The 19466-nt window shown below is 70.7% G+C and carries 19 protein-coding genes; 8 read left to right on the top strand and 11 right to left on the bottom strand.

Annotation, left to right across the window (positions count from 1 at the left end):
• The first annotated feature begins 23 nt into the window (after positions 1 to 23).
• Positions 24 to 902, top strand: coding sequence for a nuclease-related domain-containing protein (locus AB0H56_RS20755; protein ID WP_357165568.1), 879 nt, complete (start codon positions 24 to 26; stop codon positions 900 to 902).
• Between the two features lie 22 nt (positions 903 to 924).
• Complete coding sequence (locus AB0H56_RS20750; protein ID WP_357165565.1) at positions 925 to 1536, top strand: phosphatase PAP2 family protein; 612 nt, start codon at positions 925 to 927, stop codon at positions 1534 to 1536.
• Here the strand turns inward: AB0H56_RS20750 and AB0H56_RS20745 are convergent.
• Entirely contained in the window at positions 1533 to 3464 is a 1932-nt protein-coding gene (locus AB0H56_RS20745; protein WP_357165562.1) for an acyl-CoA dehydrogenase, read from the bottom strand. The genes AB0H56_RS20750 and AB0H56_RS20745 overlap by 4 nt on opposite strands.
• A gap of 113 nt (positions 3465 to 3577) precedes the next feature.
• Between AB0H56_RS20745 and AB0H56_RS20740 the strand changes: the two genes are divergently transcribed.
• From AB0H56_RS20740 to AB0H56_RS20725, 4 genes are all read left to right on the top strand, one after another.
• A complete protein-coding gene (locus AB0H56_RS20740) occupies positions 3578 to 4225 on the top strand; it encodes a TetR family transcriptional regulator (RefSeq protein WP_232998651.1) in 648 nt (215 codons plus the stop codon).
• A 3-nt stretch (positions 4226 to 4228) separates the two neighbouring features.
• The gene (locus AB0H56_RS20735) at positions 4229 to 5167 is read left to right on the top strand and encodes an ABC transporter ATP-binding protein (RefSeq protein ID WP_357165559.1); all 939 of its coding nucleotides are present in this window, start codon (positions 4229 to 4231) and stop codon (positions 5165 to 5167) included.
• Positions 5164 to 6795: an ABC transporter permease gene (locus AB0H56_RS20730; protein ID WP_357165556.1), complete on the top strand. Its 1632-nt coding sequence runs from the start codon at positions 5164 to 5166 to the stop codon at positions 6793 to 6795. Before AB0H56_RS20735 ends, AB0H56_RS20730 begins: the two co-directional genes overlap by 4 nt.
• Positions 6796 to 7092: 297 nt before the next feature.
• Entirely contained in the window at positions 7093 to 9117 is a 2025-nt protein-coding gene (locus AB0H56_RS20725) for an SDR family oxidoreductase (RefSeq protein WP_357165553.1), read from the top strand.
• A gap of 46 nt (positions 9118 to 9163) precedes the next feature.
• Here the strand turns inward: AB0H56_RS20725 and AB0H56_RS20720 are convergent, their stop codons facing one another.
• From AB0H56_RS20720 to AB0H56_RS20695, 6 genes are all read right to left on the bottom strand, one after another.
• Positions 9164 to 10042, bottom strand: a complete 879-nt coding sequence (locus AB0H56_RS20720) for an NAD(P)H-binding protein (protein ID WP_357165550.1) — start codon at positions 10040 to 10042, stop codon at positions 9164 to 9166.
• Positions 10043 to 10105: 63 nt separating this feature from the next.
• Positions 10106 to 11035 (bottom strand): DMT family transporter, encoded by a 930-nt coding sequence (locus tag AB0H56_RS20715; RefSeq protein WP_357165547.1) that lies wholly within the window; start codon positions 11033 to 11035, stop codon positions 10106 to 10108.
• Between the two features lie 112 nt (positions 11036 to 11147).
• Positions 11148 to 12329 carry an FAD-dependent oxidoreductase gene (locus tag AB0H56_RS20710; RefSeq protein ID WP_357165544.1) on the bottom strand — a complete coding sequence of 394 codons (1182 nt, stop codon included), beginning with the start codon at positions 12327 to 12329 and terminating at the stop codon, positions 11148 to 11150.
• Positions 12326 to 12508, bottom strand: a complete 183-nt coding sequence (locus AB0H56_RS20705; RefSeq protein ID WP_280300448.1) for a rubredoxin — start codon at positions 12506 to 12508, stop codon at positions 12326 to 12328. The genes AB0H56_RS20710 and AB0H56_RS20705 overlap by 4 nt, the downstream gene beginning before the upstream one ends.
• The gene (locus tag AB0H56_RS20700) at positions 12505 to 12681 is read right to left on the bottom strand and encodes a rubredoxin (protein WP_357165541.1); all 177 of its coding nucleotides are present in this window, start codon (positions 12679 to 12681) and stop codon (positions 12505 to 12507) included. Before AB0H56_RS20700 ends, AB0H56_RS20705 begins: the two co-directional genes overlap by 4 nt.
• Positions 12681 to 13904 (bottom strand): alkane 1-monooxygenase, encoded by a 1224-nt coding sequence (locus tag AB0H56_RS20695; RefSeq protein WP_357165538.1) that lies wholly within the window; start codon positions 13902 to 13904, stop codon positions 12681 to 12683. Before AB0H56_RS20695 ends, AB0H56_RS20700 begins: the two co-directional genes overlap by 1 nt.
• Before the next feature lie 141 nt (positions 13905 to 14045).
• On the opposite strand from AB0H56_RS20695, the gene AB0H56_RS20690 reads away from it, so the two are divergent.
• A complete protein-coding gene (locus tag AB0H56_RS20690) occupies positions 14046 to 14648 on the top strand; it encodes a TetR family transcriptional regulator (protein ID WP_357165535.1) in 603 nt (200 codons plus the stop codon).
• Positions 14649 to 14667: 19 nt separating this feature from the next.
• On the opposite strand, the gene AB0H56_RS20685 is transcribed toward AB0H56_RS20690, so the two are convergent.
• Positions 14668 to 15330 carry a cutinase family protein gene (locus AB0H56_RS20685; protein WP_357165533.1) on the bottom strand — a complete coding sequence of 221 codons (663 nt, stop codon included), beginning with the start codon at positions 15328 to 15330 and terminating at the stop codon, positions 14668 to 14670.
• A 173-nt stretch (positions 15331 to 15503) separates the two neighbouring features.
• Positions 15504 to 15719, bottom strand: coding sequence for a hypothetical protein (locus tag AB0H56_RS20680; RefSeq protein ID WP_232998640.1), 216 nt, complete (start codon positions 15717 to 15719; stop codon positions 15504 to 15506).
• Positions 15720 to 15807: 88 nt separating this feature from the next.
• Here AB0H56_RS20680 and AB0H56_RS20675 point away from each other — a divergent pair, with 88 nt between their 5' ends.
• Positions 15808 to 17502, top strand: a complete 1695-nt coding sequence (locus AB0H56_RS20675; protein ID WP_357165530.1) for an FAD-binding dehydrogenase — start codon at positions 15808 to 15810, stop codon at positions 17500 to 17502.
• A 7-nt stretch (positions 17503 to 17509) separates the two neighbouring features.
• On the opposite strand, the gene AB0H56_RS20670 is transcribed toward AB0H56_RS20675, so the two are convergent.
• Together AB0H56_RS20670 and AB0H56_RS20665 are read right to left on the bottom strand one after the other, a co-directional pair.
• Complete coding sequence (locus AB0H56_RS20670) at positions 17510 to 18343, bottom strand: IclR family transcriptional regulator (protein ID WP_357165527.1); 834 nt, start codon at positions 18341 to 18343, stop codon at positions 17510 to 17512.
• A gap of 127 nt (positions 18344 to 18470) precedes the next feature.
• Positions 18471 to 19448 (bottom strand): LysR substrate-binding domain-containing protein, encoded by a 978-nt coding sequence (locus tag AB0H56_RS20665; RefSeq protein WP_357165524.1) that lies wholly within the window; start codon positions 19446 to 19448, stop codon positions 18471 to 18473.
• Positions 19449 to 19466: the final 18 nt, after the last annotated feature.

Genomic DNA, 19466 nt, shown 5'->3' with positions numbered 1-19466 from the left:
GGGCGGTCCCCATGCTCGTGCGCGTGCAGAATGCGGCAGGCACCGATGCCGAGCTCGCACTGATCGACTGGCTGCGCACCTGGAAGGATCCGGCCAGCCCGCACGGCGTCGCCACCATCAACTGCAGTCTGTTCCACGACGACCGCCTGCACCATTTCGACGCGGTGGTGTGGACGCCGACCAGCTGCGTGGTGATCGAGGCGGAGACCTTCACCGTCGCGCAGGACGGCGTGCTGGAGATCCCGCTCAACGGCCCGTGGATGGTCTCCGGCGAGCCGGCGCAGTTCGCGGGCGGGGAGAAGTCGACCCCGCTGGAACGGTCACGCGAACACACCTTCGCGCTGCAGGACTATCTGGCCGCGCGCGGGCTCGGACAGCGCGCGGTGCACGGCCTCGGCGTCATCGTGCCGCAGCCGGGGGCACAGATCGATGTGCACCAGGGCTGGAGCGACCCCAGCTTCGACGTGATCGTCACCGACGACCCGCACCGGCTCGAACAGTATTTCGAGGTGCTGGCCGAGAAGGAACACAATCGCTGGACCGCCAACGACATCGCCATCGCGTTCCGTGGCCTCGGCATCCTGCCGTATCTGCCCGCCCCGCAGGATCTGCTCAACGAGGGTTTCCTCGGGCCGATCGATGTCACCCTCTGGCACGGCGGCCCCACCCAGGCCCAGGCCGAGCAGTACGCCGAGGAACAGGCCGAGCTCGAGCGGCAGCTGCAGTCGCGCGGGCTGGTCGCGCCCTGGTACAGCCCGTGGAAGCTCTACCCGCGCGTCGGCGGCGATCTCGACTTCGGCCGCGCGTTCCTGCGGATCACCCTCGCCATCGGGATGATCGTGGCGATCGTGTGGGTGCTGTGGTTCGTGGTGACCGCGGTACTCACCTACGGCCCGGCCTGAGCGGTTCCGCTACCGTCGGGGCGTGTTCGACGAGAGTTCCGCGCGTGCGGTCACCGTGGCCCGCGCGACGGCGATCGGCGTCGGCGCCGCGGTCACGGCCGCGCTCCCCCTGACCTTCCCCGACGACGGCGGGCCGAATGCGTTCGACACCGCGATCGCCGAGCCCGCCGCGTCCGCCCTCTCCCCCGGCGTCGCCGAGGTGCTCGTCGCGCCGAGCGACGGCCCGGTGGTGCTGCTCCTGTTGCTGTGCGGTTGCGCGTGGTTCGCCGCGCGGCGGGACCGGCGCCGCGCGGTGACCATGCTGGTGGTGCCCGAGGTGATCCTCGCGATCAACACCTGGCTGCTGAAACCGTTGTGGGACAGGCGGATCGAGGACTACCTCGCCTATCCGAGCGGGCACACCGTCCATCTGGTGGCCGTCGCGACGACGTTCGCGTGCCTGGTGACGAGCACGACCACGCGAATCGTGGTCGCGGTGCTCACCGTGCTCGCGATACTCGTGATCACCCCGGGCATGGCCGAACTCGGCTACCACCACCCCACCGATGTCGTCGGTGGGGCGGCGGCCGCCGCGGCCATGGCGATGGGGCTGTGCCTGCTCGCGCGCAGGCCGCGTGCCAGGCCCGTCGACTAGGCGCGGTCGAAAACGCTGGCGTCGTGCAGCATTTCGGCGCGCAGCATGGTCTCGGGCACGCCCATCGCCTCCACCAGGGTCAGCGCGTCCGGGCGCAGCCGGTCGACGAGTTCGTTCACGCCGCGCCGCACCGACTTGCCCCGTTCCACCGACATGAACCGGTGCATGATGTACCAGGCCAGGTTCTCCTCCAGCGTCGCGTACACATAGAGATCGCAGACGGTTTCGGCGAGTTCCTTCGCCGCGGGGTCCTCGATCTCGGCGATCCCGTCGACGAATTCCTCGAGCACCAGCCGGTCGATGTGCGCGGAGCCGGCGGCCAGGATGTGGTCCTGGGCGTTGTTGAACGCCTCGAAGGGCCCGGTGTCGGCGGCCCTGGCCCGCAGCCGGTGCGCGGCGGTCCGCAACAGGTAGTCCTCGCGATCGGCGAACAGCTGCAGCTGGACCGAGCGCTTGGACAGGTCACCCTCGTCGACGGACTCGTCGGAGCGGTCGCGCAGGGTCTGGATCAGCTGGCGCACACCGGTCTGCTTGCGCACCACGTCACCGGCCATCGTGGCGGCGAAGCGCACCCAGCCCAGCGCGTCGAGATCGCGGACCTCGTCGGAGTAGGCGGTGAGCAGTTCCTTGGCGACCAGCTGGGTCAGGACGACGTTGTCGCCTTCGAAGGTGGTGAACACATCGGTGTCGGCCTTGAGCGTCACCAGGCGGTTCTCGGTGAGATAGCCCGCGCCACCGCACGCCTCCCTGCACTCCTGGATGGCCCGGGTGGCGTGGCGGGTCTGGGCGACCTTGAGGCCGGCCGCGCGCTTCTCCAGGGCGCGCTGGGCGGCCGGGTCGGTTTCGCGCCCGGACTGGATCAGGTCCATCCGGCGCACCAGGTCGTTCTGCGCGAAGGCCAGCGCGAACGACTTCGCGACCAGCGGCAGCAGCCTGCGCTGATGGCTGCGGTAGTCCATCAGCAGCGTCTCGGCGCCGGTGTCGGGATCGGCGAACTGGCGCCGCGCCAGCGCGTACCTGACCGCGATGCTCAGCGCGACGCGCGCACCGGCCGCGGCGGCGCCGCCCACGCTGACCCGGCCGCGGACCAGCGTGCCGAGAGTGGTGAAGAAGCGGCGGCTGGGGTTCTCGATGTCGGAGCTGTAGGTGCCGTCCGGTGCCACGTCGGCGTACCGGTTGAGCAGGTTCTCCCGCGGCACCCGGACGTGATCGAAGACGATGCGGCCGTTGTCGACTCCGGGCAGACCGCCCTTGAGGCCGTCGTCATAGGTGGTCACGCCGGGCAGGTCGGCGCCGAGCTCGTCACGGATCGGCACCAGCAGACAGTGCACGCCCTGGTTCTCGCCGCCGGTGATGAGCTGGGCGAACACCGCCGCCATCCGCGCGTGGACGGCGGCACCGCCGATGTAGTCCTTGCGCGCCGACGGAGTCGGGGTGTGCACCACGAATTCCTGGGTCGCCGGATCGTAGGTGGCCGTGGTCTCGAGGTTCGCGACATCGGAGCCGTGCCCGGATTCGGTCATCGCGAAGCAGCCGAGCAGGTCGAGGGAGATCACCCGCTTGATGTATTCGCGGTGCCGTTCGGTGCCGAGGTTCTCCACCGCGCCGCCGAACAGTCCCCACTGCACACCGGATTTCACCCACAGCGACAGGTCGGCGTAGGCCAGCATCTCCAGACTGGTGACCGCGCCTCCCGGATCGCCGGTGCCGCCGTGTTCGGACCGGAAGCCGCGTTCCGGGTAGCCGAGGGTCGCGATGATCTTCATCTGTTCGAGCACGCGCGCCCTGGCCGCGTGGATGTCGAGTTCCGGGTCGCCGCTGAAGCGTTCGTCGGCGAGCTGAGCTCGCGCCTGGTCGCGGAGCGCGCGCCACGGTCCGTCCAGCGCTGCGCGGAGATGTTCTGCCGTCGTCGATGTGCCGGTAGCCATACCTCCGACCCTAGCGCCGACCGGGCCGGGAACGGCGCCGACGAAACTCGCGTCACAAAACTCGCGCCGACCCCTTGCTCGACGATTGAACACTCGTTTAGTATATTGAACATGTGTTCAGCCAACAGCCCGTACCGCAAGGACCCTCCCCTGATCTGACGACCGCGGCCCGCATTCGCGACACCGCGATCGACCTGTTCGGCGACCAAGGTTTCGGGGTCGGCGTCCGGGCGATCGCCGCGGCGGCCGGCGTCTCACCCGGCCTGGTGAACCACCATTTCGGTTCCAAGGACGGCCTGCGCGCCGCCTGTGACGACCGCGTGCTCGAGATCATCCGCGACGAGAAGCTGCGCGTCATCCGTTCGTCCGGTCCCACCGGGATGCTCAACGCGATGGCCGAGATCGAGATGTACGCCCCGCTCGTGGCCTACATGCTGCGCAGTTTCCAAGCCGGCGGCACGCTGGCGGAATCGCTGCTCGAGCACATGATCGCCGACGCCGAGCAATACATGCAGACCGCGGTCGAGGAAGGCCAGCTCAAACCGAGTCGCGACCCCGCGGCCCGGGCCAGATACATCGTGCTCTGCCATGTCGGAGCCATGAACCTCTATCTGCAGATGCGAAGTCAGCGCGAGGGAAAGCTCGACTACCGCAAGGCGATTCGGGAACTCTCCGAAGAGATCACCTTTCCGGCGCTCGAGCTCTACACCCAGGGCATGCTGACCGATTCGACTCTGCTCGACAGCCTCAGCGAGGAGTAGACGATGCCCTCCCACACCACCGATCGGGTCATCGATGTTCGTGACCTGCGCAAGAACTTCGGCCGCTTCACCGCGCTCGACGGCCTCGACCTGCGGGTCGGCCCCGGCGAGATCCACGGCTTCCTCGGCCCCAACGGCGCGGGCAAATCCACCACGATCCGCGTCCTGCTCGGCGTCCTGCGGGCCTCCGGCGGCGAAGCGTCCCTGTTCGGCCGCGACCCGTGGACCGACGCGGTCGCCCTGCACCACCGGATCGCCTATGTCCCCGGTGATGTCACGCTGTGGCCCTCGCTCTCGGGCGGTGAGACGATCGACCTGCTCGCCAGGATGCGCGGCGGCCTCGACGAGAACCGGCGCGCGGAACTGATCGAGCGTTTCGAGCTCGATCCCACCAAGAAGGCCCGCACCTACTCCAAGGGCAACCGGCAGAAGGTCGCGCTGGTGTCGGCCTTCTCGGCGAACGCCGACCTGCTCGTCCTCGACGAGCCGACCTCGGGCCTGGATCCGTTGATGGAACAGATCTTCCAGGAGTGCGTCCGCGAGGCCGCCGCCCGCGGGGCGACGGTGCTGCTGTCGAGCCACATCCTGTCCGAGGTCGAGCACCTGTGCGACCGGGTGACGATCATCCGGGCCGGGCGCACGGTCGAATCCGGTTCGCTCGATCAGCTGCGGCACCTGAGCCGCACTGCCATCACCGCCGAATTGATCGGCGACCCAGGCGATGTCGGCACACTGCCCGGTGTCGACGATGTCGAGCGGGACGGGTCGACCCTGCGCTGCCAGGTCGACGCCGAGCATCTCGGCGCGCTCATCCGGGTACTCGGTGACGCGGGGGTGCGCAGCCTCACCAGCGCGCCGCCGACGCTCGAGGACCTGTTCCTGCGCCACTACCACGTCGAGGCCGACGGGGCGGCGGCGACCGAAGCGGCGGTGCGGGCATGACCACTCTCGCCGCCGCACCCGGCTTCCTGCACACGTCGCGGACCGCGAGCGAATTCGCGGGCACGGGCCAGATGCTGCGCCTGTTCCTGCGCCGCGACCGGATCATCGCGCCGCTGTGGTCGCTGCTGATCGGGCTGATGCCCGCCCTGCAGATCGTCTCGATCAAGGACCTCTACGCCACCCAGCAGCAGCTGGACAGCTTCGCGGCCACGACGGCGGCGAGTCCCGCCCTGCTCGCCATGTACGGTCCGGTCTTCAACTCCTCGCTCGGCTCCATCGGTACCTGGAAGGCCGGGGCGATGTACTCGATGATCGCCATCGCCACAGTGCTCACGGTGATCCGGCACACCAGGGTCGAGGAGGAGACCGGGCGCGCGGAGCTGGTCGGCGCGACCAGCATCGGGCGGTTCGCCGGCCTCACCGGCGCGCTGCTGCTCACCTTCGGCGCCTCCGTGGTCGCCGGAATCGCCTGTGCCGCTTCGCTGCTGGCCGCCGACCTGCCGACGGCGGGTTCCCTGGCCTGGGGCCTGGCGCTGGCGGCCTCCGGCATCGTGTGGGCGGCCGTCGCGGCGGTGGCCGCGCAGCTGAGCAACGGCGCGCGGATCGCGCGCGGTGTCGCGCTCGGCACGCTCGGCGCCGCGTTCGCCGTGCGCGCGGTGGGCGACGCGGGAAACGGTGTGCTGTCGTGGTTCTCGCCGCTGGGCTGGTGCCTGCAGATCCGGCCGTACGCGGGCGAACGCTGGTGGGTGCTCGTTCCGCTGGCCGTCGTCGGCGCGGGCGCGACGGTGCTGGCCTACCAGCTGTTGCGCACCCGCGATCTCGGTGCCGGACTGCTGGCCGAACGCCCCGGTCCGGCGACGGCGGGCGGCGCGCTAGCCGGCCCGGTCGGCTTGGCGTGGCGGCTGCAGCGCGGGTCGATGCTGGGCTGGACGATCGGCTTCGGACTGTACGGGCTGCTGATCGGCGGCGCCGTGAACAGCATCGGCGGCATGCTCGACGACAGCGGCACGCTGCAGGACGTGGTCACCTCCATGGGCGGTTCGACCGACCTGGAGAAATCGTTCATCGCCTACGGCATCACCATGCTCGCCGCCGCGGCGGCCGCCTACTCGGTGTCGTCGGTGCTGCGGCTGCACGAGGAGGAGAACACCGGGCGCGCCGAGACCGTGCTGGCCGCCGCGGTCGGGCGGACCGGGTTCGTGGCGAGCCACCTGCTGTTCGCGATCGCCGGACCCGCTGTGGCCCTGCTGGTTTCGGGTCTGGGCATCGGCATCGTGTGGGGCGCGACCGACGGCGACGTTGTGGGCAAGATCGGTGATTCGCTCGGCGCGGTGGCGGTGCAGCTGCCCGCGGTCTGGGTGATCACCGCGATCGCGCTGTTGCTGTTCGGCGTGGTGCCCAAGTACGCGACGCTCGCCTGGGCGGTGCTCAGCGCGACGGTGGTCATCATGCTGCTCGGCTCGCTGGGCACGTTCCCGCAATGGCTGATGGATCTGGTGCCGTTCGTGCACCCGCCCAAGCTGCCCGGCGGGGCGTTCGACATCGTGCCGGTCGCCTGGTTGCTCGTGGTGGCCGCGGCCGGGATCGCCGTGGGGCTCATCGCCTTCCGCCGACGCGATCTGCGCTGAGCCGGACGTGGGGTGCCGGGCACGCTCGGCACCCCACGCGGGGCGGTAGCGACAAGTTGTCCGAAACTCTCGGTTACTGAAAGTAACTGTCACACATACCCTTTGACCTGCGACGACAGGTGACCATTCCCACACGACCATCGGGCGCCACGCGCTTGCCCAGCTAGGTTACTGACGAGTACGGTTAGCGCAGCCGGGACGACGCTGTGCCCGGTTTCGCTGATGCCCGCATCCACCGCCGCATGCCGGATCACTGTTGCACGACACCGTGTTTCGACGAATTCTTCAGGAGGGGCGATGGTTTCCTACATCGTGACAGGCGGTACGGGTTTTCTGGGTAGGCGCGTGGTGCGAGGGCTGCTCGCGGCCGACCCCACCGCGATCGTGCACGTGCTGGTGCGCGCCGAGTCGCTGGCCAAGTTCACCGCGCTCACCGCGCAGCACCCCGACGGCGATCGCGTGTTCGCCCTGGTCGGAGACCTGACCGCCGAGGGGCTCGGACTCGGTGACGAGCCGCCGCGCGCCGATCACATCCTGCATCTGGGCGCGGTCTACGACATGACCGCCGACGAGGACACCGCGCACGCGGCCAATGTCGCGGGCACCCGCTCGGTGCTCGAGCTGGCGCGCAAGCTCGACGCCGTGCTGCACCACGTGTCCTCGGTCGCCGTCGCCGGTGACCACCGCGGCAAGTTCTTCGAGGAGGACTTCGACCTCGGACAGAACCTGACCTCGCCGTATCACCGCACCAAGTTCGGCGCCGAGAAGCTCGTCCGCGAAGCGGCCGATGTGCGCTGGCGGGTGTATCGCCCGGCCATCGTGGTCGGCGATTCGCGCACCGGCGAGATGGACAAGATCGACGGCCCGTACTACTTCTTCCAGGCGATCGGGGCGCTGGCGGCGCTGCCCGCCGAACTGCCCTTGCCGCTGCCCGATCTCGGCGCGACCAACGTGGTCCCGGTCGACTACGTCGCCGAGGCCATGGTGCGGCTGGTCCGCCGCGAGGGCCTCGACGGGCGCACCTTCCACCTGGTCAATCCGAAGCCGCAGCCGTTCGGCGAGATCTACCGGGCGCTCGCGAGTGCCGCGGGCGGGCCTGCCGGGATCGGCACGGTGCCGGGCAGTGCCCGCGCGCTGAGCGGGCTCGGCCACGTCCCCGGCGCGCACGCCGTGCGCGACTTCCTGTTCGAGCAGGCCGGGATCCCGGCCGAAGTGGCACCGCACGTCGGGTTCACCGCGGAATTCGTCGCCGATTCCACCCGCGCCCAGCTGCCCGGGCTCGAGGTGCCCGCTTTCGACACCTACGCCGCGAAGCTGTGGGACTACTGGCGGGCCAACCTGGATCCGCATCGTCGCCGGCCGGCCGCCGACGCCGACCGCCTGGCGGGCCGGGTCGTGCTCATCACCGGCGCCTCCTCGGGGATCGGGCTGGCCACCGCGCACGCGGTGGCAAAGCGCGGCGCGACGGTGCTCATGGTGGCGCGTGGCGCCGACGACCTCACGGCCGCAGCGGAATCCGTGCGCGCCGAGGGTGGCACCGCCTACGCGTACCCGTGCGACATCACCGACGCGGCCGCGGTCGACGAGCTCGTCGCCCAGTTGCTGCGCGGGCACGGCCACGTGGACTACCTGGTGAACAACGCGGGCCGGTCGATCCGCCGGTCGGTCGTCAACTCGGTGGACCGCATGCACGATTTCGAGCGCACCATGGCGGTCAACTACTTCGGCGCGGTGCGCCTGATCCTGGCCCTGCTGCCCTCGATGCGGGAGCGCCGGTTCGGGCACATCGTGAACATCTCCTCGATCGCGGTGCAGACCAAGGTGCCGCGGTTCGCGGCGTACGCGGCGAGCAAGTCGGCGCTGGACAACTTCAGCGAGATCGCGGCGGTCGAGAACCGTGGTGCCGGAGTGAGTTTCACCTCCATCCGGATGCCGCTGGTGCGCACGCCGATGATCGCGCCGACCGATCTGTACCGCGCGCTGCCGCTGCCCGACCCCGATCGGGCCGCCGACATCGTGGTCCGCGCGCTGCTGGAGCGACCCGATCGGATCGATACGCCGGTCGGCACGTTCGCCCAGGCGGTCGAGATGTTCCTGCCCTCGCTCAAGCGGTCGATCCTGCACACCGGATTCCGCCTCTTCGGCGAATCCACCGCGGCGCAGGGCAAGCCGGCCGCCGTGCCGGTCGTCGGCGAGCCCGCCGAGCCGGACGCGCCGAGCCGCAACGCGTTGACCGTGCTGGCCCCCGTGCTCACCCCGCTGATGGTGATGCCGAGCCCGGCGGCACGCGTGAGCCGGATGCTGCCCGGCGTGCACTGGTAGGACAGCGGCGCCGAGGGCCGGTCACCGTGGTGACCGGCCCTCGTGCTCAGCGCAGGTGGGTCCGCGCCCAGGCGGCCAGGGTCGTCGGCGTGGTGGTGTCGATCGAGCGTGGCTGCTCGGCGACGAATCCCGAGCTCAACCCCGCCGACATGCCCGCGATGCCGTCGATCTGTCCCGCGCCGAGCCCGGCCTCGCGCAGCACGCCACGGAACTGCTCGTCGCTGATCGGAAGCGGTGTCACGTCGCGGCCGAGTTCGGCGCCCAGGATCTTCGCGACCTGCGCGAAGGTCAGGTCTTCGGGCCCGTGCACGGCCTGCACCACCCGGCCCGACCACGCGTCCGAGAGCAGGCGGGCCGCGGCCACCTCACCGATGTCGCGGGGATCGACCCAGGGCATCACGTGCTCGAGCGGCCACGGTGTCGACAGGGTGCCCGCCCTGATCTCGTCGACCTGGGTGAGCAGGTTGGTGAAGAAGTACGCGCACCGCAGGTGGAGCACGGCCGCGCCGGTCGCGTCGAGGAGTTCCTCGGTGCGGGCCAGGCCGTCGATCTCGCCCGCGCCGCCGCGCTTCTCGGCGCCGATGCTGCTGAGGAACACCGTGGCCTCGATGCCGTTCGCGGTGATCGCCCTGGCCGCCGACTCCCCCATCCGCGTGTAGCCGGCGACCGGGTCACCGTCGACGAGGGCGGGCGGGTCGACCCAGAACAGCCGGTCCGCGCCGCGGGTGGCCGCGACCACCGCCTCGGCGTCTCCCTGGTCGGCCCGCACCACGTCGACGCGAGCCCGGAGGGCGGGATCGAGGCGAGCGGGGTCGCGCATCAACACCGTGGGCCGCACGCCCGCCTGGATCAGCAACTGGACCACGCGCGAGCCCACATGACCGCGCGGGGTCGTGACGACAATCCTCTTCTCTCGTGTTCGCATGCCGCCCACGCTAGGGCCGATCGCGGTCAGTTTCCGGCCGCGATCGGCCCGGTGTCGTCCGGGTCAGGCCAGCTGCACCAGAGCACACCCGACGATCAAGGCGGCCAGGCCGGTCATGCGCCCGACAGTGACCGGTTTCGCGGGCAGCTGGAACCAGCCGCGATGGTCGATGGCGGCCGAGAGCACCTGCTGCCCGGTGACGGTCAGGGCGATCGTGGTGGCGGCGCCGATCTCGGGGATCACCGTGAACGTCACTGTGACATAGGTCGCCGCCGCGAGACCACCCAGCCACCCCCACCACGGCACCGTCCGCAGCGGCGCCAGGCGCGGTCGCGGCGTCCTGGCCGTGCTCACCAGCACCACCAGGACCACCGCGATGGTGACGGTGGCGACGAGGAACGACCACAATCCGGTGACGAACGGGTCGCCGAGATCACGGCGCAGCGCGGCATTGGCCGCGCCCTGGACGGGCAGGACCGCGCCGGCGACGAGCCCCAGCGCGATCCAGCCGAACCGCGCGGCGAGCGAACCCGGTGCCCGGTCGCCACCGAGCTGGCTGCGGATCACCACCACGATGCCCGCCAGCACCGCCACCGCGCCGAGCACCATGCCCGGCCCGAGGGCGCGCGGCCGCACCTCGAGCAGCCCGCCGACGTCGAGAACGAGTGAGGCGAACATCTGCCCGGTGACGAACAATCCCACCGAAGCCAGCGCGCCGAGCCGGGGGAACAACACGATCGCGCTGGTGATGTAGATCGGAGAGGCGATGCCGCCCACCAGCTTCCACGCGTCGACGCCACCGATCCCGGCGAGCGCGCCCCAGCCGCCCGCCACCGCGGCGACGAGGGCCAGCGCCACGGTCGACACCACCAGCTGGACCGTGGCAGCGCCATACGGGGTGCCGACCGCCTTCCCCAGTTGCAGATTCACCGAAGCCTGCACCGCGAGCAGGCCGCCCACGGCGAGCGCCGCGGCCAGAAATACGAGGGTCAAGGTCTCTCCCAAAGGCGTGACGAATACAGCGCATTCACCATCGCCCTCGCGAAGTGCCCTGATCAACGCCGGTTTCCGGAACGACCTATGACCTCTCGCGCATGATCGCAGCTCAGGGCGCGGGCACCGCAGGCGTCCGGTAGGGGCGGCCCGCGTCGATGAGCGCGCGGGCCGCGCGCAGCTCGCGCGGCCGCGCCATCGCCACGGCGCCGACGGGGATGCCCTGGTGCAGGGCGGTGACCAGGAACTCGCCACTGTCGAGGTCGCCGTCGACGATCAGCTCGTCGTGCGGGTGGAGCCAGCCGGCGAACTGCAACGACCTGCCGTGCTGATCGGTCCAGCCCCACGGGACCTCGACGGCGGCGGCGGGCAGACCCAGGATGGACATCGCCGCCGCGGCACCGGCGCTCATCGCCGAATTCCAGTGCTGCGGACGCTCATAGGCGCCGCGCAACGGGTGGTAGACCGTGGTCGCGTCGCCCGCCGCGAAGACATTGTGCGCGGAGGTCCGGTGGTGGTGGTCGACGACGATGCCGTCGTTCACCGTGATCCCGGCGGCTTCGGCCAGCGCGGTGTCGGGGACGGAGCCGATGGCGACCAGCGCGGCGGCGGCCGACCAGGTGCGGCCGTCGGCGGCGACGGCTGTAACCGTGTCACCGGTGTCGATGAGATCCGTGGTGACGACGTCGTTCTCGATCCGCACGCCGTGCTCGTGGTGACGGCGCCGCATCAGCTCCGAGACCGGGGCGGGCAGCACCCGGTCCATCAGCGCGGAGGCCGCGTCGAGCAGGGTCACCCGCGCGCCGAGACCCCGCGCGGTCGCCGCGACCTCGCACCCGATCAACCCGCCGCCGATGATCAGCAGGGAGCCGCCGGCGCCGATGGCCGCGCGCAGCGCCTCGATGTCGGCGCGGCCGCGCAGCGTGTGCACCCGCTTCGACGCGGTGTCCAGCGTTCGGGCCCGCGCGCCGGTCGCCAGGAGCAGGCTGTCATAGCCGAGCGTCTCACCGGTGGCCAAACGCACGGTGGCGCGGTCGGTGTCGACGGCCTCGACGGTGACGCCGGGGCGTAGATCGATCCGGTTCTCCGCCCAGAACGTCGCCGGTTTGAGCGCCGCGCGCTCGATCGTGCCGGTCCCGGCGAGCAGGTCCTTGGAGACCGCGGGCCTGCGGTAGGGCAGGTCGGGTTCGGCGCCGACGAGCACGATCTCGCCCGCGAAGCCCTCCCGCCGCAGCGTCTGCGCGGCGGTGGCGCCGGCGACACCGGCGCCGACGACGACGATCCGCCCGCTCATCCGCGACTCACCTCGTGCATGTCGAAATCGGCTTTGGCGGCGCCGCAATCGGGGCACGACCAGTCCTCGGGGATGTCGTCCCACCGGGTGCCCGGTGCGATGCCGTCCTCGGGCCAGCCCAGCGCCTCGTCGTATTCGAAGCCGCACTGCACGCAGCGGAACAGCCGATAGTCGTTCATCGCGAAACCTCCTCGGTCGCTGTGAAATCGGGCTTCTCCCTGACACCGCAGTCGGGACAGCACCAGTCCTCGGGGATCGCCGACCACGCGGTGCCCGCGGGGAATCCCTCCCGCGGCGCGCCGAGACGCTCGTCGTAGCGGTAGTCGCAGACGGGGCAGAGGTAGACGGTCATCAGCGCGCTCCGTACTTCGCCAGGACCTTGTCCCGCTTGGCGGGCTGGATGTTCACGCGGGTGATGTCGCCGTCGTAGTGCGCGAGCACGCGCGGGTCCATCACCTTGCGCCACAGCGGGGTCAGGTAGGCCAGGCCGATCAGGCTGGCGTACCCACTGGGCAGTTCGGGCGCGCCGTCCATGTGGCGCAGGGTCTGATAGCGCCGGGTCGGGTTGGCGTGGTGGTCGCTGTGGCGCTGCAGGTGGTAGAGGAAGATGTTGGTGACGAGGTGGTCGGAATTCCAGCTGTGCTCCGGGGTGCACCGCTCGTAGCGGCCCGAGGCGGTCTTGCGCCGCAGCAGACCGTAGTGCTCGAGATAGTTCACGGTCTCGAGCAGCGAGAAGCCGTACACCGCCTGGATCAGCAGAAAGGGCAGGACCGCCGGACCGAACACCGCGACCAGCGCGCCCCACAGCACCACGGTCATCAGCCACGCGTTGAGCACGTCGTTGTGGATCGTGAAGGGCCCCTTGCCGAGTCGCTCGAGGCGCGTGCGTTCGAGTTCCCATGCCGAGGTCAGGCTCCCCCACACGCTGCGCGGTAGGAACGTCCAGAACGATTCACCGAAGCGGGCGCTGGCCGGGTCCTCGGGAGTCGAGACACGCACGTGGTGGCCACGGTTGTGCTCGATGTAGAAGTGGCCGTAGCCGGTCTGGGCGAGGGTGATCTTCGACAGCCACCGCTCCAGTTCGTCCTTCTTGTGCCCGAGCTCGTGCGCGGTGTTGATGCCGATGCCGCCCATGGCGCCGAGGGTGAACGCCAGGCCGATCTTCGAGACCAGACCGAGGCCGCCGTCGATGCCGAGCCAGGACAGGTCGTCCGCCGTCCACAGGTAACAGGCCAGCACCAGGCTGATCAGCTGCAGCGGGATGTAGGCATAGGTGCAGTAGCGGTAGTACCGGTCGTTCTCCAGCGCCTCCATCACCTCCTCCGGCGGGTTCTTGCCGTCGGGGCCGAAGAAGCGGTCCAGGATCGGCAGCAGCACGTAGAGCAGGATCGGGCCGAGCCACCACCAGACCGGCGCGACCGCGCCCCAGCCCAGCTGGTTGAACGTCCACACGAACGCGCAGGCCAGCAGCGCGGCGCTGGGCGCGATCAGGCCGAACAGCCACAGATAGCGCTTGGGGTCGCGCCAGTGCAGCACCGCCGCCGACCCGTCGTGGTCGATCCGAGATGTCGTCATCGTTGTTCTCCTGCCGCTGGGACATCGACACCGTGGTTGCCGCGCCCGTTTACACATTCAAGCAATGTGTTCTAGTGAAGACAGTCACTATGGATTTGTCAATGATCGATTCGAAATGGGCAGACATGTACGATGGCGTCCGTGACCGAATCGCCGAACTTCCACGCCGAGATGCGGCAGCTGTTGCGCGACCGCATGCTCGACGCTGCCCGGGTCATGGTCGTCACCGAGGGCTGGGGCGCGGTCAACATGTCGCGCGTGGCCAAGGAGGTCGGGATCAGCCGTCCCGTGCTCTACAAGGAGATCGGGACCAAGCAGGCACTCGCCGACGCGCTCATCGAGCGCGAGCTGGGCATCTATCTGGCCGGCATCGCCGACACGCTGACCGAACACCCGGCCGATCCCCTCGCGGGCATGACCGCCGCCGCCGACTACACCCTGCGCAACGCGGGCGACAACACCCTGATCAAGGCGGTGCTCGCGGCCCGCGCCGAGGCCGACACGGCGCTACTGCCCGCACTGCTGAGCGAGCCCGAACCGGTGCTCGGCCGCGCGGTCGCCGCGCTCACCGGCACGGTGCGCGAGCGCTACCGGCTCGCGGCGCTGTCCGACGACGAGCTCACCTCGGTCGTGGAGATCATGGTCCGGCTCACGCTGAGCCATCTGTTCCAGCCGACCGGCAGCGTCGACCGCGCGGTAGCGCAGATCAGCACGGTCCTGTCCGGCGTCCTGCCCGCCGCCTGAGCGGCGGGCAGGTCCACCCTCACAGCCGCGCGCCCACCTGCCCAGCGGCCGCGGCGAACGCCCAGTCGTAGGCGCCGTGCGCGGTCGGGAACACCCCGCCCGCGCAGACAGGATCACCTGCGGTGCAATAGTTCTCGGTGCGATCCGCGTACAGGGGCGCCATCGTGCCGCCGACCAGGCGCAGCGGGTCACCGAACAGCAGCACCGCCACGATGCGCGGGGACAGCTCCGGCGGCAGCACCCAGAGCCCGGGCAGGGCGGTGGCCGCGGCGGAGCCGAGCACCCCGTGGGTGACCACCGCCCCCTGGGAGTAGCCCACGAGCACGAATCGCTGCTCCGGGCAGGCCGCGGCCTGGGCCAGGACGTGCGCGGTCATCGCCCGCGTACCGTCGCTCACCGAGCTGGGCACCAGCAGGTCGGCCGGGTACTCGACCCGGTGGGCGGTGGTGTCGACCGGTAGCTGCCTGCTCAGCACCGCGTAGAGCGGATCGCCGACAGCGGCCCCCAGATAACCGGGTTCCTGTGTGCCACGGGCGATCACGACGTCGATCGTGGCGCAACTGTGCGCCAGCGCGATCGACCCCTGGGACATCGCTGTCCCGATCCCCGCGGCCAGGAGCACCACCGACAGCATCCGTGCTGCCCGCCGTGCGATACCGGACATGACCTTTCGAGAGTTCATGGCACCCACCCACTCACGCCGTTGTGAGAAATCGCGAGCGATTACCGTCCACCACAAGGGTTTTCGGCGCTCACTGAGGGGATACCCGCGGACTCGCATCGACACGGCGTGGACTCGGCATCTGTTGTGCCACGGCCGGGTCTCGGATCACCTGCGGCGCAAGGCCGCCCGGGTCAGCGCTTCTTGGGCTTCTTCTTTTTCTTCGGCTTGTCGTGGTCGGGCTCCCACTCGTAGCCGGGGACGCCGCGCTCGCAATACGAGTTCTCGACCAGGACGTCGCCCTGATCGCGCTCACACCACCGCTCCGTGCGCGAGCAGGACGTGGCGCCGAGACCGGCGAGGACCGCGAGAACGAGCACGGCCGCACCGGTGCGCGTACGAATGGGCATGGAAGACCTCTCTGCCGGAAACCTGGCTGGTCAGGGCGTTTCCAAGACTTACCCCCGGCCCCGACGCACCAATGCTACGTTCCCGGGTATGTCGAGCACAGTCCCAGAGAGCATCGAAGATTTCACCCCCGACGCGATCGTCGTCGGCGCCGGGCTCGCGGGCCTGGTCGCCACCCACGAACTCGTCCTCGCCGGACGCAAGGTCCTGGTCGTCGACCAGGAGAATCGCGCCAATCTCGGCGGGCAGGCGTTCTGGTCGCTCGGCGGCCTGTTCTTCGTCGACAGCCCCGAGCAGCGCAGGCTCGGCATCAAGGATTCCTACGAGCTCGCCCTGCAGGACTGGCTGGGTTCGGCGGGATTCGACCGCGACGACGAGGACCGGATGGCGCGCCGCTGGGCCGAGGCCTACGTCCGGTTCGCCACCGACGAGAAGCGGGATTACCTGCACGCCTTGGGTTTACGGGTCACTCCCCTGGTCGGCTGGGCCGAACGCGGCGGCGGGCTCGCCGGTGGGCACGGGAACTCCGTTCCTCGGTTCCATCTCACCTGGGGCACCGGCCCGGAAGTCCTGCGCGTCTTCCTCGAACCCGTGCTCGCCGGCGAGGCGCGCGGCCTGGTCCGCTTCGCGTTCCGGCACCGGGTGGACGAGCTCGTCGTCACCGACGGCGCCGTCACCGGGATCAGCGGCAGCGTGCTGGCCCCGAGCGAGACCGAGCGCGGCGTGGCCTCGAGCCGGGAGGTGGTGGGCGAGTTCGCCTTCCACGCCCCCGCCGTGCTGGTGAGCTCGGGCGGGATCGGGCACGCGCACGAGCTGATCCGCCGCAACTGGCCCACCGAACGGCTCGGCCCGTGCCCGGAGACGATGATCTCGGGCGTTCCCGCCTATGTGGACGGGCGCATGCTCGGCATCTCGGAGCAGGCAGGCGCCGCGCTGGTGAACCGCGACCGGATGTGGCACTACACCGAGGGCATCCACAACTGGGACCCGGTCTGGCCCGATCACGCCATCCGGATCATCCCCGGGCCGTCCTCGCTGTGGTTCGACGCGAACGGAAACCGCATGCCCGCACCGTGTTTCCCGGGTTTCGACACCAACGCGACCATGCGGCAGATCCTCTCGACCGGGCACGACTACTCGTGGTTCGTGCTGAATCAGACGATCATCGAGAAGGAGTTCGCGCTGTCGGGGTCGGAGCAGAATCCCGACATCACCGGCAAGGACCTCAAGCTCACCCTGCGCAGCCGCGTCGCCAAGGGAGCCCCGGGACCGGTGGAGGCGTTCAAGCGGCACGGCGTGGACTTCGTGGTCGCCGACTCGCTCACCGAACTGGTGGACGGGATGAACGCGATCGCGCGCGGTCCCCAGCTCGTCGCGGCCACGCTCGAACGCCAGATCGTGGCTCGTGACCGCGAGGTCGCCAATCCGTTCGGCAAGGACGCCCAGCTCAGCGCGATCACCAACGCGCGCAAGTACTTCGGTGACAAGGCCGGGCGCGTCGTCAAACCGCACCGCATCCTCGACCCGGCGCACGGTCCGCTCATCGCGGTGCGCCTGAACATCCTCACCCGCAAGACCCTCGGCGGTCTGCAGACCGACCTGGAGTCGCGGGTGCTGCGGCCGGACGGCTCGGTGTTCCCCGGGCTCTTCGCCGCGGGTGAGGTCGCCGGTTTCGGTGGCGGTGGCGTGCACGGCTACAACGCGCTCGAGGGCACCTTCCTCGGCGGCTGCATCTTCTCCGGGCGTGCGGCCGGACGGGCGATGGCGGCGCGGCCGGCGGGCTGAGCCGAGGCTAGTGCGGGCGGCCGTGCCGGGGCACCAGGGCGCGTGCCGCCTCCTTGGCGACCTCGGCCAGCGCCCTCGCCAGTCGCGCGGTGTCGAGGGCGCTGCGGTCGCCGTGCAGGCTGCCCGACAGCGAGATCGCGGCCAACGCGGCGCCGCGGCCGCGGATCGGCACCGCCACGCAGCCGACTCCGGGGAGCGACTCCTCGGTGTCGACGGCCACGCCCTGCCGATTGCGGATGCGGGCCAGTTCGCGGTGCAGTTCGGCCCGGTCGACGATCGTGCGCGCCGTGCGCGGGGCGGTGTTGCCGCGCAGGGAGGCGTCGGCGATCCCCGGCTCCAGGGTGGCCAGCAGAGCCTTGCCGACGGCGGTGCAGTGAGCGGGAAGCCTGCCGCCGACCCGGGTGGGCACGGCGGCGTGGCCGCGGCTGCCCGCGCGATCCAGGATCAGCACCTCGCGGCCGTCGAGCACGGCGAGGTGCCCGATCAGGCCGGTGCGCTGGCTGAGGTCGTGCAGCAGCGGACCGACCACCTCCCGTAGTTCGTTGTGTTCGGCGGCGAGCCCGCCCAGTTCGAGCACGCGCAGGCCGAGCCGGTAGCCGCCGGGGGTGTGGGCGAGCCAGCGCAGCCGGATCATCTGGTCGAGAATGCGGTGCACCGTGGAGCGCGGCAGGCCGGTGCGTTCGGCGAGGCCGAGCAGGGTGAGGGTGGGGGTGGTCGCGTCGAAGGCGTCCAGGATCAGCGTCATCCGCTCGATCATCGACGTCGGCGGCGCCCCGGTCGCGCGGCCCGATCCGGTCCACAGATCCTCCGGCGCCGGCTCGGTCACGATCTCGACCGTCATGTGATCCAACCTCCACAGTGTGTAGCGGATACAGACTAGAGCCGTTCACCCCGCCGACGCACCATTTCGCCGGACCGCCCGGTTCCCCGGCGGGGACGGGCCTGCCCGAACCGCGCGCCGCCGCGCGCTATCGGGGCGATTCCCCGCCCGGCGCGGCGTCTTTCGCCGCGGCGGGTCCGGCCGCCGCCGAGCGGGCGATCTCGAGGCGGGCCGCACGGTCGACGAGGAGTTCGGCGGCGCCCGACGGCGGCGTGGCGCGGCGCCAGATGGCGCGGAACTTGCGGGTCAGACGGTCGGCGTCGGCCGTGCGCACGGCGACGAGGGCGCCGGTGGCGAGGTCGGGCGCGGCGATGAGCCCGCTCAGGACCGCGGGCGCCATGCCGGTGCGCGCCGCGGCGACGATCGCCGCGGCCGAGCCGAGTTCGGCGGCGGGGCCCGCCGGGGTCGCCGCCGTACTGAGCAGATCCCACACGGTCTCGCGGGTACCCGAACCCGGTTCCCGCCACAGCAGGGCGGTGCCGGCGAGTTCGGCCAGGGTGACCGGTGTGGTCCGGCGGGTCCACGGGTGGCCGGGCGCCACGACGACCACCAGGTCGTCGGTGCCGAGTACCCGGCTGCCGAGCGCCGCGGGCGGATGCGGGCCTTCGACGAAGCCGAGATCGGCGACGCCGTCGCGCACCAGGGCGGCCACCTGGGTCGAGTTCTCCACCTCGAGCGAGACGAGCACCTCGGGGTGGTCGGTGCGCAGCGCCGCGAGCCAGTGCGGGATCCGGTGGTCGGCAATGGTTTTCGAGGCCGCGATGCGCAGGCGCGGGGCCTGCGCGGCACGCAGGTGGTCGACCTCGTCGACGAGATCCCGCACGGCCGCCAGCACCGTCCGCGCGTGCTCGACCACCGCCCGCCCGGCATCGGTGAGCGCGGACCCGGTCGGTCCCCGGTCGAGCAGCTTGACCCGAGTCCGGCGTTCGAGCGCGCTGATCCGCATGCTCGCCGCGGGCTGGCTGATGCCGTGGCGGCGGGCCGCGGCGCCGAGACTGCCCAGCTCGGCCACCGACACCAGCAGGTCGAGGACCTCGAGGTCGGGGGCACCGGGCGGCAGCGTCATGGGCCGATTATCGGCGAC

The organism is Nocardia sp. NPDC050717 (assembly GCF_040654275.1).
In the GTDB taxonomy this organism is placed as follows: domain Bacteria; phylum Actinomycetota; class Actinomycetes; order Mycobacteriales; family Mycobacteriaceae; genus Nocardia.
Note: the sequence above shows the minus strand (reverse complement) of the source record. Positions and strands in the feature narration are given on the sequence as shown.